A 13,533-nucleotide genomic window follows, 5' to 3' on the forward strand; every position below is an offset into this window, starting at 1 on the left:
TCAGCGCCCCCGGCTGCCCCATGACCTGCGGTGCGGCCATTGATCAGGGTGGCGGAAGCGGCTCCCCATTCAATCCCCCGACCGGAACTGTCGTGCCAGCGGGGCGAACCACCTCGCAATTCACCGGATGCTGCCGATTGTGCCTTGCTGCTGCAGGCAGGCGGCTACCGCAGAAAGGAAAACGTCCATGAACATGCGACGGGTCGCGTCAGCTGTGGCGGCTACCGCCATCGCAGCCGGCGGCATGGTCGCCAGCTCGGGAACAGCCGAGGCGGCGCGCATCTCCTGCTACGCCTCCAGCTGCAACCACCTCAACCCGTACAAGACCACCTGCGCCGGAGACGCAATCCGGCCCCTGCCGGGCGCCAAGGACAGCGACGGTTCCGTGGTGTACCTGTACTACAGCCCTTCCTGCCGTGCCACGTGGGCCGAGACCTGGAGCGCTCCCTACAAGACCCGCATCGTGGTCTACCGGGATGGTGGAAGCCTGCACAGCGAGGACTGGGCGACCTACGGGGCGCACACCTGGACCGGAATGATCAACGACGCTGGTTACAAATCCTTCGCCGTGATCTGCCCGCCTGACGGTTTGGGCTGCGCTCAAACCAGCTCTTACTGAGCACAACCGCTGCCGAACCCGCACCAGAGCGCACGGTGGGGCTGGTCTGCTGGCCGACGCGAGGGGAGCGGCCGGCAGCCCGGCGCGACAGCCAGGACGTTACCCACCGCTCGTCAGCGGTGCGGATCCGTCTCCTGCAGCCGACACGCCCAGCAGTACGCCTGAGCTGCGGTCCAGCCAGTCACCTGGTGCGGCAGACGGGCTGCTCCGTCCGGACGGAAAGGCCGCCCTGCCAAACGGCACAAAAAGCGCACCAAGATCGGGCAGGTCGGCCGCCGTGAACAACCCGAGCGCGCCATGCAGTGCGGCGCGTGAGGAGCCCCACGCATGAACCCCGGCAAGCATCGCGCCATGGTGCTGGAATTCGAGGACTACGTCCGTACCCGGCACGACGCTTTACTGCGCAGCGCCCGGCGCTTGGTCGGCGACCCGCTCGACGCCCAGGACCTCTTGCAGATCGCGCTCTTGCGCACTTACCGCCAGTGGGAACGCATCGCCGACAAACGACTCGCCGACGCCTACCTGCGCCGTGTCATGATCAACACGCGCACCGAGTGGTGGCGGGCACAGAAATTGAAAGAAGTTCCGACTGCACACATACCCGAGGCACTCGTCCAGGACTGCAGCGACCAACACGCCGACAGGGCCCTGCTGACGGACGCCCTGAAGAGTCTGGCCCCCAACCAGCGCAGCGTCGTCGTGCTCCGGTACTGCGAGCAGATGACCACGGACGAGACCGCCGCCACGCTCGGCATGGCCCCCGGAACGGTCAAGAGCACACTGCACCGCGCGCTCACCCGACTCCGTCAGGACATCGCACGCCGCGACCCCGACGCTGCATCCGCATCAGCCACGGGACATCGATGAACAACGGCCTGCCGCCAGGAGGATGACAGTTTCTATTGGCAGCGGCCATGGCTCTGAACGATGCCTACGACAGAACCGTCTGCCGGAAGTGGGAGTTCACGGCTGGTGGCCGACGTCGGCGCGAGGCAACCTGTCTCTCGACACGGCGCCACGATGAGCTGTCGGTCCTCGCCCCGAGCGCCTTGCGTTGCGTAGGCCGGCACGGCACGATCTCATTCGTGAACGAGCAGAGGCGGTGGGACAGATGGACGCCGAATTAACGGCGCTCGCTTCCTCAGGTGCGACGACCTTGATCGGGCTGATGGTCACGGACGGCTGGCAGCAGGTACGCCGCCGCTTCGCAGCCCTCTTCGGAAATCAGAGCACGGACGTGGACGAGGAACTGGAACGCTCCAGAAACACTCTGGTAGCAGCTCGTCAGGCGATGGACCCAACGACCGTCGACGGCCTGGAGGCCCAGTGGCGCTCCCGACTTCGCCTGCTGCTGGCCAGCGACCCTGGTGCCGCCCATGACCTCCGCGCTGTTCTGGACGAGTTGGCCGGCCCAGCGGACCGGAATCAAGCCGAGACCCACTTCCGGGACACCACCATCAACGGCCCGGTCAACACCGGTTCGGGGGCTCAGATCACGTACGGCCTCACCTACGGAACGAGAAGCGACCCGAGCGCTCATGAGTGACGACCGGAATCACGGCCGTTCTGCACAATTCCACACCAGCTTCGACCGAACCACGATCAACGGTGCGGTGAACACGGGGTCAGGCCCGCAGACCAATATCTTCAACATCTTCAACAACGTCGTTTCGCCCACCCGGCTGGAACGGCTGGCGGACTCTCTGGCCGACAAGGTCGAGGCCGCCGAGCGGTCGACGAGGCTGGGACTGCTGGGGGTGGAAGGGGCCGCCGCGGATCTTTCCTTCGACGGGAAGCTGGTCTCGTTTCGCAGCTCGACCGGTGAACTGCGCGGCACGTTGGACACCATCGCCGACGTGTACCGGGCTGCTCCGCATAAGCGTCTTGTGATCACCGGTGCGGCAGGGGCCGGGAAGACCGTACTCACGGTGGAACTGACCCTCCGGCTCCTGGACCGCCGCCCCTCAGGGGCCGCCGTGCCGGTCCGGATCGGTCTGTCCGGGTGGGATCCTGAAGTCCCCTTCGAGCAGTGGCTCGCCCGCCGGATCACCGAGAACTACCGGGTGCGCCGCCGGGTCGCCAGAGCGCTGGTGACCAGCCGCCTGATCACGCCAGTCCTGGACGGACTCGACGAACTGGACGTCAGCCCTGAGCACGGCACGCGCGCGGCGGCCGCGGTGGAGCAACTCAATCGCTACCACGACGGTCAGGGACCCGCTCCCATGGTCCTCACCTGCCGCGACCTCCACTATGCCCGGGTCACGGAGCACAACGGCGGTTTAGTCAAGGCCACCACGGTGCAGATCGACACGCTCGAACCGCAACGCGTCCGCGAGTACCTCGAAGCAAAACTGGCCTGCCGGCCACCGGTGGAGAAGGCAGCATGGGCGCGGGTCATCGACGCCGACTCGCACCGGCTGATGCACATCCTGTCGACTCCCTGGCGACTGTCTCTGGCCACCACTGTCTATCGAGGCGGGGTAGACCCGGCTGAGCTGCTCACCTGCCGGGACGAAGCAGACGCCGACCGTCTGCTGTTGGCCCGCTTCATCCCCGCGTCCGTAGACGCCATGCCGCGCCGGGGCTACGAAGCACACCATACGTCCCTGTGGCTGACCCGGTTGGCAGAGCACTTACTGCAACAGTGCAGACAGGGCGGGTCCGCCACGGACATCAATCTTCATCAACTGTCATCGATGGCCGGGCCCCGTCTGCTGAACTCCCTGCACTACGTCCTGGGAGTGTCCCTGGCCGAATCGGTGTACCTTCTCACCTGTCTACGGGCGAGGAGTTGGGACGTCCGTGACCTGGTGCTTGCCGCCGGGGCCCAGCTTTTCATCCTTCTCCTGCCCGGGGGCCGGTGCATGGCCGATGAGCGGCCGATGGAGCTGACTCTGGGACGGTTGTGGACCAGGACAGCTTCGGCTGAGCCACGCGACACGATCGGTAAGAATTTCGGGTACGGACTGGCCTTCGGAGGGCTCATGGGCCTGCCCCTGCTCCTCGTTCTGGGGACCGCCAATCTCCTGCTCGGCCCACCACCGGCATGGTGGTTCGCACCAGCCCTCTACGGCGGCGGCGTTCTGGCCAGCGGCTTGTTCTTCGCAGTGGCCATCTCCCTGGGTACCGCCGCCGCGAGGGGCATCGACTACGCCGACACCGCGGATGCCGTCCGGCCTCGCGACCCACTGCGCCGGGACGCCGTTCTCACCCTGGCCTCCCTCGTGACCTGTGTCGCCTTGGTGCTCTTGTTGCCCTACCCCGCGACCGCGTTCGCGGTCTCCTTGGCCACCGTCTTCATCGCCTCGCAGGCGACGGTGCGCTACCTGCTCGTCCTGGGTGTCTGTGCGGCACGCAAGCGCCTGCCGTTCCGGCTGGCCCGCTTCCTGGACTGGGCTCATCACGCCGGACTCCTGCGCGTCGCCGGCAGGTCGTACCAGTTCCGGCACATCGAGTTCCAAAGGTGGTTGGTGAGGGACAGCAGCGAGCAGAACTGAGTTCAGGCTCACGCAACTCGCATCTCCCTCAAGATCCCTTTCAACACTCACGACCCCCGGCGCGCTCACTTACGCTCCCACCGGCGGCGCCATCGCCCAAAACGCTTTGCAGAAGGCCGTGAACAGGGCATCTCCGCTATATGGCTGGGGTGTTGAAGGCAAGCGGGGCAAGATCCACGCCCGCGTCGAACGAGGACGGCGCCGGCTGGCTCGCCTTCCTGCGCTCGCTGATCGCCCGCGGCCTGTCCGGCGTCCAGCTGGTCATCTCCGACGCGCACACCGGCCTGGTCAACGCGATCGGCGCCACGCTGCCCGGAGCCTCCTGGCAGCGATGCCGCACCCATTACGCCCGGAATTTGCTGAGCCAGGAGCACGCACCCACTGCCGGGATGCCACGACCATCGTTCCCCCGTGAACCACCAATCTCGCGGTAGTCCCGGAGCCCGTCTGCACGCTCGGCCACCACATGGCCACCATGCCAATCCGAACAGCCCGATGGAGAGCGACCGCAAGAGACAAAAGGCCAGCTCACAGCCCTACAGAGCAGAACCGCCACTGGCTGCAAACCTCAGACCTACGCATTGCGATGCATAGGCCACACGTGCCCGATTGGCCCGAATTCCAAGGTCAACGAAACCGAGAAACCCCAAGCCAGAGGCCCGCCCCGGGGTTCGACATGGAGCCGCTTTCGGGATCCGAACCCGAGACCTACGCATGACGAGTGCGGGGCTCGCCGAAGCCATCGCTTGCCGCCCGAGCATCAACTGCCCAACCCCGCAGGTGCCTCACGCAGCGGGATACGTTGCAATCAGCTCTCGACAAGAAGTCCCAAAAAGTCCCAGACGTGATTCAAGACAAGCCTGGGCATGCCAAAACTGCAGGTCAACCCCATGATCAATAACCGTCCACATGTACGTCACGTACAAGGAGACGGCGCGCGGGGGGCTGGCGGTGAACATCAGAGTGCTAGAGGAAGGGGCCCTGACCAGCGCGTTCGTTTCTTTCTGTGCTGTCGGGGCCTTACCTGCTTAGGCGGCGGAAAGTCCTCGAAAAGTCCCCAGGGTTTCCCTGCCAGAGCAAATCCCGAACTCGCGGAACCGGTAGCAGGAAAGCAATCCGCAGGCAGTCGCGAGTCCGTCGATGAACAACTCCTTGTCCCGTGCCTGACCGGGGAACCCAGAGCCAGCACATACAGCCATTGCCGTCCGCTTCCTGAGCCCCGGGCCCAGGCTCCAGTTCGCCGGTGGACGCCGGCTCGGCGAAGGCGCCCTCCAACAGCACGGCGCGTATCTCCAGATCGACCGCGAGCGGGCGCGGAAAGGGGAGGGCCGCGGCCGTGCGTAACCGGTCCGCCAACTCCTCTTCCCCGGCAGCTCCTGGGCCGCCCGCGGCCCGAGCCCCACCAACGCCGGCCAAGCTCAGCGCCTCACGAACGGTTCCATGCCGCATCGCTGCATGCAGCACCACCCAGGCCTGAGCGTGGAGCTCGCCTCACCAGCGACATCCCTCACAGCAGGTTCCCACGACAGCGCCGACTCCGACGAGCAGCTCAACGCGGCCTGTGTTGCGAGGCCACGAAGAAGGTGACGGGGCTCAGCGGAAATCACGCCCGCCAGCTCTCGGGGACCTCGATTCCCCCCGCCGTCATGCCCTCGGTCATCAGAGCGCGGAAGGCAGGACCCGCGTGGGCGTATGCAGTCGGACCGACGGTCGGCACCCCGGACGCCAACGGGGACGGCATCCCCGCCAGCCCGCGGTGACGACGACGTGCTCGGTACGCACCGCCCCCCGGTAGGCGCCGCTGAGCTCGGCCGCGAACGCCTTCCGCAGCTTCGGCAGACCGGCGATCTCGACGCAGTCCGCGCCGCGGGCGTCCCGGGCGACGGCGGCAGCATGGGCGACCGCTTCGGGCGCGGCCGGGTACTGCGGGGCGGCCTGCGCCAGGCCCAGCTGCGGGCGGTCACCGGCACGGTGGTCGAGGAGGTCGTACGCCAGGCCGATCGGCGAGTCCGTTTCCTGGCACACACGGGCGTTGAGTCGCACGGAGGGCTCGGAGGGCTCCATTCGTCGGCACCCGCGGAGCCTTCCCGCCCCGGGGAGACTACGGCCACTCACCCGTTCTGGGGACACGGACGACGTCCCGGAGGCCGATGTTCCCCCAGGGGCTACCGCTCAGTAACCACTTGCTTCTACGCTGCCGCCAACTCACCACCAACCCAAGGGAGTTGGGTCATGCGTGTACTGAGACGGCTGGCGGCGGTCGTGGGTGCCGGGGCCCTGTTCGTGATGGCGGGCTCCGCCGCGCACGCGGACACGGACCTGAGCGCGGCGAAGTTCTCCGAGACCACCTCCATCGGCACGCACAACGCGTACGAGAAGGACAAGTACACCTACTGGGCGCAGGCCCTGGACTCCGGCGCCTCGCTGCTGGAGCTGGACGTGTACGTCGACAGCATCAGCAAGCGGTGGCGGGTCAGCCACAGCAACCCGTGGGGAGACGACAACAACTGCGAACACGCCAACGCCCCAGGCCAGTTGTACAGCCAGGCCACCAGCCAGGACCTCGGCAGCTGCCTCGACAACATGGCGGCCTGGGAGCAGTTGCACCCGGACCACGCGCCCGTCGTCGTCAAGGTCGAGATGAAGGTCGGGTTCAACCAGACCATCGGCCTCGGCCCCGGCGCGTTCGACACGCTCGTCTCCCAGAAGCTCGGCAGCAGTGTGTACAAGCCGGCCGACCTGCTCGGCTCCTCGTACTCCACTCTCGACGCCGCCGCCAAGGCCGACGCCTGGCCCACCCGTGACCAGCTCAAGGGCAAGTTCATCTTCGAACTGATCCCGGGCACGGTGGAGGAGGCCAACCCGTTCGACCACTACTGGACGGACGAGGAGTACGGCGACCACCTGCGCGACCTGTACGCGGCCGGGAACATCTCCCAGGCCCAGGCCTTCCCGGCGGTACTGGGCGCCGCGAACGGGGATCCCCGGACCAGCAGGTACGACGCCTCGATCCAGCCCTGGTTCGTGTTCTTCGACGGCGACGCGGCGACGTACGTGAACAACGGCTACGACACGTCGTTCTACGCCGCGAACCACTACATCCTGATCATGACGGACGCCTACAACGTCTCACCGGCGATCTCCTCGACCGCTCCGACGGACGCCGAGGTCGCCGCCCGGCTGGCGCTGCTCGCCGCGGACCACGCCAGCATCATCACCTCCGACTGGTCGACGAAGTCGGCGGCCGTGCTCGGCGAAGTGGCGGCCCGCGGCTGACAAAACACGCACCCTCGCGGATCGCTCTCGGCGTGTCGGGGCATACGACCTACGCAGTTGCAATTCGTGTCACCCCACTGGCACCCAGGGAGTCCCCGCACATGCTGCACGGAATCGACGTGAGCGCGTACCAGCCATCGGCCTACGACACGGACGGCCTCTCCTTCGTCTTCATCAAGGCGACGGAGGGCCGTTCGTACCTCAACCCCAAACTCGCCGCCCAGACCAAGACCGGCCGCGACGCCGGACTGGTCGTCGGCTTCTACCACTTCCTCTGGCCCGGCAACCTCACCGCCCAGGCCGAGTACTTCGTCCAGCACGCCCCCGAGAAGGCGGGCGAGATCCTCGCCGTCGACTGGGAGACCACCGGCGACGGCACCCACGCGAGCAACGCCGAGAAGGACTCCTTCATCCGCAAGGTGAAGGCGCTTCGGCCCAGCCACCGGGTGATCCTCTACACCAACCGGGACTTCTGGCTGAACATCGACACCACCTCGTACGCCGGTGACGGCCTCTGGATCGCCGACTACGTCAGCGCCGGCCACCCCCGCATCAAGGCCGACTGGCGTTTTCACCAGTACACCAGCAACCCGCACGACAAGAACGTGGCGGACTTCGCCGACAAGGCCGCCCTCAAGGCCTGGGCGTCGAAGGAGGACTGAGCAGCGGCGGCGGGACCGGGCTCCCCGGTCCGATCCCACCGTCGGCCACCCCCGCAGACCCGCAGGTCCGCTGCCCCACAGGCCCACTGACCCGCGGCGCCGTCAGCCGCGGAAGTCCTCCGTGCGCTCCGGGGACGCCTCCGCCAGGGCCTTGCGGACCCCCTCGGCGTTCGCCCGCAGGCCGTACACCGGGGTGCCCGGCTGCTGGCGCCAGGAGTCGTCGATGCCGCCGTTGTCGACCGTGTCGAAGCCGAGCTCGTCGATCAGGGCGCGGACGACCCGCTTGGCGGCCTCGTCGTCGCCGGAGACCGGGAGGGCCTGGCGGTCGGGGTCACCGGCGGGGCGGCCGCGGTCCAGGATGTCCTGGGCGAAGGTGCCGTTGAACGCCTTGATCACGGCGTGGCCGATCTGCCGCTCGGTCCACCGGCTCTCCGTGATGCCCTCGTCCTCGATGCCGGCGATCCGGCCGTCCCGCTCCCGCGGGTAGTAGTTGTTGGTGTCGATCACCGCGACGTTCTCCGCGGCGCCGTCCAGGAGACCGGACGGCAGGTCCGGGACCGCCTTCACCGGGACCGTGACCACCACGACCTGCGCACCGCGCGCCGCCTCCTCGGCCCGTACCGCCGTCGCTCCCGTCTCCGCGGCCAGCCCGGCGAGCGTCTCGGGGCCCCGCGAGTTCGCCACGGACACGTCGTGGCCGAGGGCGGTCAGCCGCCGGGTGAGGTTGCCGCCGATGTTGCCCGCGCCGATGATGCCGATCTTCATGACACGCCTTTCGAAAGTCCATGCACTTGCATACGTACTGTCGGCGGCGACAACCTCGGGGGTGCGTGACCTATTCCGCTGCTGGGCCAGACGGGTGAGAGCCCGCGAACGGCCGACGTCCTCACCGGCGACCAGGTCGGCAAGCCCGTCGAGGCCGGGGTATGAGAAGGGGGGCGGCCGGCTCCCGGAGCCGGCCGCCCCCCTCGGGTCACTGGCTCAGGTAGGCCCAGAACTCGTCGAACGACAGGACCTTGTCGCCGTTGAGGTCACGGGTCTTGATGACGGCCTCGGCGACCGTCTCGGTGACGTTCCAGTCGCCCCCCTGGGCCAGGGCGGTCTTGAACTCGGCCGCGGTGATGACGCCGTCACCGTCCGTATCGATCCGCTCGAACTGCTTACGTGCTTCCTCGATGTCCGCCACCGGATCCGCCCCTTCGTACGCTTTACTGCCTGTTGACGGAGGTCAGATTAACCGGCCGCGCGGGCCCGCAGTGCGGCGACCACCCAGGCGAACTCCTCACGGCGTACGATCGCCTCCGCCTCGGGCGACTCGGGGGCGATTCCCCGTTCGCGGGCCTCCGCGCCGAGCTGCACCAGCCGCATGGGAAACCAGGTGGCCCGCCCGGGGGCGAGGGAGCGGTCGCCGTCCGCCGCGTTGAACGCGACCACCTGCCGCATCTGCGCCCGGAACTCCGGGTCCTGGACCATCTCGGCCAGCTCCACCCAGGCGTCCGCCTGCTCCGGGGTGGGGTCCTCCGGCAGGTCCACGGCGATGGAGCGCATCCGGTCCTCGATGGCCGGGTCCACGGTGTCGAGCCCCTGGAACAGCTCGGCCACGAACTCCTCCATGATCCGCTTCCGTTCGGCTGCCGACAGCCGTGCCAGCCTGTTCATGAGCGTCATCTCCTCCGCATCGGAACCGCGTCGCGCCACGGTCGACAGCACCGCACGGGTCACCTTGAGGTGGGGGTCCCCCCTCTGGGGGAGGATCTGGGCGTCCAGCGCCGCCACGTGCGCGGCCGCGACCTCGGCCACGGTCTGCTCACCGGAGAGCACTGCACACACGTGCCCGAGGCCCAGCTCGCGCAGGGTGCGGATCAGCTCCAGGCGGGCGAACGACTCGGCGTCGTAGAGCCGGAAGCCGCCCGCGGAGCGGGTCACCGGGGTGAGCACGCCCTCGTCGGACCAGTAGCGGATGGTGCGCACGGTCAGCCCAGTGGCCTTCGCCGGCTCGCCGATGGTGAAAAGTCCGGTGCCGTCGTCGATCATGTCTGCGAGTGTGGGCCTTCCAGTGGGTGGAGACTCAAGGAGCACGGTGACAGAGACCCTGCGGGACATACTGGACGCGGCGGCCCGGGGGGTCTTCCCGCCGCCCGACGGCCGTACGACGGTCGTGCCGCAGCCCTCCCCGCGGGACGCCGGGGTCCTCTCCTTCACCGCCCACTCGGTCGTCTTCGTCGACGAGGACCCCGGGTGGGTGTACGACACCCTGCGCGCGGTCCCCTGCGATCCCCTGTGCGCGACGATGAACGCGCGCTTCCTCACCGCCCTGATGGACCGCACCGGCCGCGAGCAGGAGACGATCGACGCGCTGCTGGTGGCCGGCCCGCTGCCCGGCCGCCCGGATCTCCCGCTGACCGAGCTCACCGGGCCGGACCACTCCCGGGTCGCCTACGCCCGCAACCGGCGCGAGGAGGTGCGCGCCTGGGCGGCGGACGGCGGGGTGGTGGTGCTCGGCCGGGGGGTCGCGGGACGTCTTGAGGTCTCGGTGGAGGTGGACGAGGGGGGACGGCAGCGGGGGCTGGGCCGGGCCCTGGTGGCCGCCGCCCGGCAGCTCGCGGACGAGCCCCTGTGGGCGCAGGTCGCGCCGGGGAACGCCCGCAGCGTCCGGGCGTTCCAGGCGGCCGGCTATGTGCCGGTGGGCGCCGAGGCGCTGCTGCTCAAGGCCTGACCCCGCACAGGTCAGCGGAAGATGCCCGTGTGGCCGAGCGAGTAGCGGCCCGGCTGCGGGTAGACGGCGAGGCCGTGCGGGCCGCTGCCGACGTGGATGCGGGCCAGTTCGGCGCCGGTGCGGGTGTCGATGGCGTACACCTCGGAGTTGTACCGGCCGGACAGCCACAGCACCTTGCCGTCCGCCGACACCCCGCCCATGTCGGGGCTGCCGCCGCCCGGCAGCCGCCACTTGCCGGTCAGCCGGTTCTGGGCGAAGTCGAAGAGGGAAATGGTGCCCTCGCCCCGGTTGGAGACGTACATCACGCGGGAGTCCCGGCTGACGTACAGCCCGTGGGCTCCCTTGCCGGTGGCCAGGAAGGTCGGCCTGGTGAAGGCGTCGCCGTCCAGGACCCACACCCCGTCGGCCATCATGTCGGCGATGTAGAACCGCTTGCCGTCCGGCGAGACCTTGACGTCCTGCGGCATGGCTCCGTGGTACGGCAGCTTCTCCTGCCGGAGCACCTTCATCTTCTCGGTGTCCACCTTGAGCAGTTCGCCGCTGAACTCGCAGGAGACGATGAAGTACCGGCCGTCCAGGGAGAAGTCGGCGTGGTTGACGCCGTAGCAGCTCACCGGGACGGCCTTGACGGTCTGCATGGTGTGCGCGTCCCGGAAGACCAGCTGGCGGTCGTTGGAGGCCATCACGATCGCGTACTTGCCGTTGGGCGTGAAGTACAGGTTGTACGGGTCGTGCACGGCGACCGGCTTGCCGGCCCTGCCGGTCCTCGGGTCGATGGGGGTGAGGCTGTTGCCCAGGTCGTTGTTGACCCACAGGGTCTTCAGGTCCCAGGACGGCACGACGTGCTGGGGCTGCCGGCCGACCCGGATGGTCCCGATCACCCGGTACGTCTTCGGGTCGATGACCGAGACCGTGTCGGAGTTGGTGTTCGGGACGTAGACCAGGGACGGGAAGCCCTTGACGACGGGTGAGAGGTTGCCGGGGCGGTCGGCGGCGTACACGTCCTTCGGGTCGAGGACCGGGGGCATCCCCGGCAGTCCGTCGACGGCCTGCTCCGCCTTCTTCGCCGGCGGCTGCACGGCCGCGGTGGTGCCGGCGGCCGGCTTCACGGGGCTCTCGGAACCGCCGCTGCAGGCGGGCAGCAGCGCCAGGACGGCGAGGACGGCACCGGCGGACAGCAGACGGGCGGCGTTCGTGGTTCGCATCAGCTGAGCAGCTCCGTGGTGGTGACCGCGCGCAGTCCACGGCGGTGGAGTTCTTGGAGGACGGCGGGGAGAGCGGCGACCGTGTCCGGGTATCCGAAGTGCATGCTCACCACCGAGCCGCCCGTGACCTCCGCGAGCACCTTGCGGGTGATGGCCGATGCGCCGGGCCGGGTGTAGTCGAGCGAGTCGACGTCGTACGACAGCACGTGCGGGTAGCCGGCCTCGGCCGCGAGCCGGGCGACGAGCGGGGAGGCGGTCGGCGCCCGGGAGGGGCGGAACCAGCTCCCGATCGATCCGGTGAGCCGCTTCAGCCGCTCGGCGCACTCGGTGATCTCCTTGCGGGCGTCCGGCTCCGCCATGGCGTTGATGGAGACGTGCCGTTGGGTGTGGTTGCCCAGGTCGTGGCCGCCGTCGAGGACACGGCGGGCCATGGCGGGGTACGCGTCGAGCCAGCTGCCGACGGCCAGCACGGTGAGGTGGGCGCCGTGCTGCTCGGCGGTGGTGAGGAGCCGGTCGGCGAGGGCGGGGTCGCCCTGACCGTGGAAGGTGAGGGCGACGGACGCGGTGGCGCGGGGGCCGTGGGTGACCTGGAAGGGGAGCCGGCGGGGGGAAGCCGACGGTGAGGTGGGGGTGACGGTGGGCGGTGCTGCGGTGGCCGTACCTGTGGTGCCGCATCCGGCGGCGAGTGTGCCGCCGGCGGTGAGAGCGGCGCCTGCGCGGAGGAGGTCGCGTCGATTGGTAGGGGTCACTTGCACCATTTAAGGGTGCATAGGTAAGAAAGTGGGCTATTGACCCGAAAAGGGTTGTTCTTGCAAGTCGCGACGGGTGGGGCTGGTCGCACAGTTCGCCGCACCCCTGACGGGGCGCCTTCGCTTGCCCCTATCGATCAGCCACCCGCATCTCGAACCACGTCGTCTTGCCGCGGGGAAGCAGGTCCACGCCCCAGCGGTCCGCCAGTTTGTCCACCAGGAACAGGCCGCGGCCGCTGATGTCCGTCTCCTGAACCGGCATCAGGCAGGGCAGCCCCCGCGACGGGTCGCGCACCTCCACCCGGATCCATCCGGGGCGGCGGCGCATCCGCAGGCCGAACACCCGGGCGCCGGTGTGCCGTACGGCGTTGCCCACCAGCTCCGAGACGAGTAAGACCGCGTCCTCCGTCATCTTGGGGCTGAGCCGCCACTGGCGGAGGACGACGACCTGGGCGAGCCGGCGGGCGGTCGCCGCGGACTCGGGGCGGGACGGCAGCGGAACCTCCGCGTCGGTCGGGTTGCCGAACAGCTCGATCGCCTTGAGCGCCCGCTCGTCCTCGACCGCAGGCGACCAGCGCGCCGCGGCCGCACGACTGTGTCCCCGCGGCTGTTCGATGCCCTCCAGCCCCGCCATGCCCCCATCATGGCCGCCCGGAGCGCCCTCCGTGGCCGTTCCCGGGGAATACGCCCCCGCAAAGCTTCCGTCCGATACCGGGCGATCGGCATATGCCGTCGGCATAACGGACTCATCGACAACTGGTCCTACCTGCGAAGACGTACCATCTCCGGGCAATCGCCAGACCCCCTCG

The 13,533-nt window shown here is 68.7% G+C and carries 14 protein-coding genes and 1 pseudogene; 8 read left to right on the forward strand and 7 right to left on the reverse strand.

Going from position 1 to position 13,533, the window contains the following annotated elements; genetic code table 11:
* The first annotated feature begins 187 nt into the window (after positions 1-187).
* From JF597_RS21060 to JF597_RS21080, 5 genes and pseudogenes are all read left to right on the forward strand, one after another.
* Positions 188-619 carry a DUF2690 domain-containing protein gene (locus JF597_RS21060; protein WP_293996903.1) on the forward strand — a complete coding sequence of 144 codons (432 nt, stop codon included), beginning with the start codon at positions 188-190 and terminating at the stop codon, positions 617-619.
* 327 nt (positions 620-946) lie between these two features.
* Positions 947-1,486, forward strand: coding sequence for a SigE family RNA polymerase sigma factor (locus tag JF597_RS21065; RefSeq protein ID WP_293996905.1), 540 nt, complete (start codon positions 947-949; stop codon positions 1,484-1,486).
* A 235-nt stretch (positions 1,487-1,721) separates the two neighbouring features.
* Complete coding sequence (locus JF597_RS21070) at positions 1,722-2,165, forward strand: hypothetical protein (protein ID WP_293996907.1); 444 nt, start codon at positions 1,722-1,724, stop codon at positions 2,163-2,165.
* A complete protein-coding gene (locus tag JF597_RS21075) occupies positions 2,158-4,116 on the forward strand; it encodes a hypothetical protein (protein ID WP_293996909.1) in 1,959 nt (652 codons plus the stop codon). The genes JF597_RS21070 and JF597_RS21075 overlap by 8 nt, the downstream gene beginning before the upstream one ends.
* Before the next feature lie 185 nt (positions 4,117-4,301).
* Positions 4,302-4,478 (forward strand): annotated as a pseudogene (locus JF597_RS21080) (transposase); the annotation flags it as partial.
* Between the two features lie 1,297 nt (positions 4,479-5,775).
* Here the strand turns inward: JF597_RS21080 and JF597_RS21085 are convergent.
* Positions 5,776-6,180, reverse strand: coding sequence for a hypothetical protein (locus JF597_RS21085; RefSeq protein WP_293996911.1), 405 nt, complete (start codon positions 6,178-6,180; stop codon positions 5,776-5,778).
* A gap of 168 nt (positions 6,181-6,348) precedes the next feature.
* On the opposite strand from JF597_RS21085, the gene JF597_RS21090 reads away from it, so the two are divergent.
* Positions 6,349-7,392, forward strand: a complete 1,044-nt coding sequence (locus JF597_RS21090) for a phosphatidylinositol-specific phospholipase C domain-containing protein (protein ID WP_293996913.1) — start codon at positions 6,349-6,351, stop codon at positions 7,390-7,392.
* A 101-nt stretch (positions 7,393-7,493) separates the two neighbouring features.
* A complete protein-coding gene (locus tag JF597_RS21095; RefSeq protein ID WP_293996915.1) occupies positions 7,494-8,054 on the forward strand; it encodes a glycoside hydrolase family 25 protein in 561 nt (186 codons plus the stop codon).
* Between the two features lie 102 nt (positions 8,055-8,156).
* On the opposite strand, the gene JF597_RS21100 is transcribed toward JF597_RS21095, so the two are convergent.
* The 3 genes from JF597_RS21100 to JF597_RS21110 form a co-directional block, all read right to left on the reverse strand.
* A complete protein-coding gene (locus JF597_RS21100; protein ID WP_366916434.1) occupies positions 8,157-8,954 on the reverse strand; it encodes an NAD(P)-binding domain-containing protein in 798 nt (265 codons plus the stop codon).
* Positions 8,955-9,027: 73 nt separating this feature from the next.
* The gene (locus JF597_RS21105) at positions 9,028-9,240 is read right to left on the reverse strand and encodes an EF-hand domain-containing protein (protein ID WP_293996917.1); all 213 of its coding nucleotides are present in this window, start codon (positions 9,238-9,240) and stop codon (positions 9,028-9,030) included.
* Positions 9,241-9,287: 47 nt separating this feature from the next.
* On the reverse strand, positions 9,288-10,088 hold the full coding sequence (locus tag JF597_RS21110; RefSeq protein ID WP_293996919.1) for a MerR family transcriptional regulator: 801 nt from the start codon (positions 10,086-10,088) through the stop codon (positions 9,288-9,290).
* Here JF597_RS21110 and JF597_RS21115 point away from each other — a divergent pair.
* A complete protein-coding gene (locus tag JF597_RS21115; protein WP_293996921.1) occupies positions 10,087-10,770 on the forward strand; it encodes a GNAT family N-acetyltransferase in 684 nt (227 codons plus the stop codon). The two genes, JF597_RS21110 and JF597_RS21115, sit on opposite strands and share 2 nt — an antisense overlap.
* 11 nt (positions 10,771-10,781) lie before the next feature.
* Here the strand turns inward: JF597_RS21115 and JF597_RS21120 are convergent, their stop codons facing one another.
* The 3 genes from JF597_RS21120 to JF597_RS21130 form a co-directional block, all read right to left on the reverse strand.
* Positions 10,782-11,975 (reverse strand): YncE family protein, encoded by a 1,194-nt coding sequence (locus tag JF597_RS21120; protein ID WP_293996923.1) that lies wholly within the window; start codon positions 11,973-11,975, stop codon positions 10,782-10,784.
* The gene (locus JF597_RS21125; protein ID WP_293996925.1) at positions 11,975-12,733 is read right to left on the reverse strand and encodes a polysaccharide deacetylase family protein; all 759 of its coding nucleotides are present in this window, start codon (positions 12,731-12,733) and stop codon (positions 11,975-11,977) included. Before JF597_RS21125 ends, JF597_RS21120 begins: the two co-directional genes overlap by 1 nt.
* 121 nt (positions 12,734-12,854) lie before the next feature.
* The gene (locus JF597_RS21130) at positions 12,855-13,358 is read right to left on the reverse strand and encodes an ATP-binding protein (RefSeq protein ID WP_177232932.1); all 504 of its coding nucleotides are present in this window, start codon (positions 13,356-13,358) and stop codon (positions 12,855-12,857) included.
* Between the last annotated feature and the right edge of the window lie 175 nt (positions 13,359-13,533).

It is taken from the genome of Streptomyces sp. (genome assembly GCF_019510245.1).
Classification (GTDB): Bacteria; Actinomycetota; Actinomycetes; order Streptomycetales; family Streptomycetaceae; genus Streptomyces.

What these genes read in the sequence shown, in the direction of transcription:
- JF597_RS21075 (WP_293996909.1), top strand. Translation starts at nt 2,158, where the DNA reads ATGAGTGACGACCGGAATCACGGCCGTTCTGCACAATTCCACACCAGC.
- JF597_RS21130 (WP_177232932.1), bottom strand. Translation starts at nt 13,358, where the DNA reads ATGGCGGGGCTGGAGGGCATCGAACAGCCGCGGGGACACAGTCGTGCG.
- JF597_RS21085 (WP_293996911.1), bottom strand. Translation starts at nt 6,180, where the DNA reads ATGGAGCCCTCCGAGCCCTCCGTGCGACTCAACGCCCGTGTGTGCCAG.
- JF597_RS21110 (WP_293996919.1), bottom strand. Translation starts at nt 10,088, where the DNA reads ATGATCGACGACGGCACCGGACTTTTCACCATCGGCGAGCCGGCGAAG.
- JF597_RS21125 (WP_293996925.1), bottom strand. Translation starts at nt 12,733, where the DNA reads ATGGTGCAAGTGACCCCTACCAATCGACGCGACCTCCTCCGCGCAGGC.
- JF597_RS21120 (WP_293996923.1), bottom strand. Translation starts at nt 11,975, where the DNA reads ATGCGAACCACGAACGCCGCCCGTCTGCTGTCCGCCGGTGCCGTCCTC.
- JF597_RS21090 (WP_293996913.1), top strand. Translation starts at nt 6,349, where the DNA reads ATGCGTGTACTGAGACGGCTGGCGGCGGTCGTGGGTGCCGGGGCCCTG.
- JF597_RS21060 (WP_293996903.1), top strand. Translation starts at nt 188, where the DNA reads ATGAACATGCGACGGGTCGCGTCAGCTGTGGCGGCTACCGCCATCGCA.
- JF597_RS21065 (WP_293996905.1), top strand. Translation starts at nt 947, where the DNA reads ATGAACCCCGGCAAGCATCGCGCCATGGTGCTGGAATTCGAGGACTAC.
- JF597_RS21115 (WP_293996921.1), top strand. Translation starts at nt 10,087, where the DNA reads ATGTCTGCGAGTGTGGGCCTTCCAGTGGGTGGAGACTCAAGGAGCACG.
- JF597_RS21095 (WP_293996915.1), top strand. Translation starts at nt 7,494, where the DNA reads ATGCTGCACGGAATCGACGTGAGCGCGTACCAGCCATCGGCCTACGAC.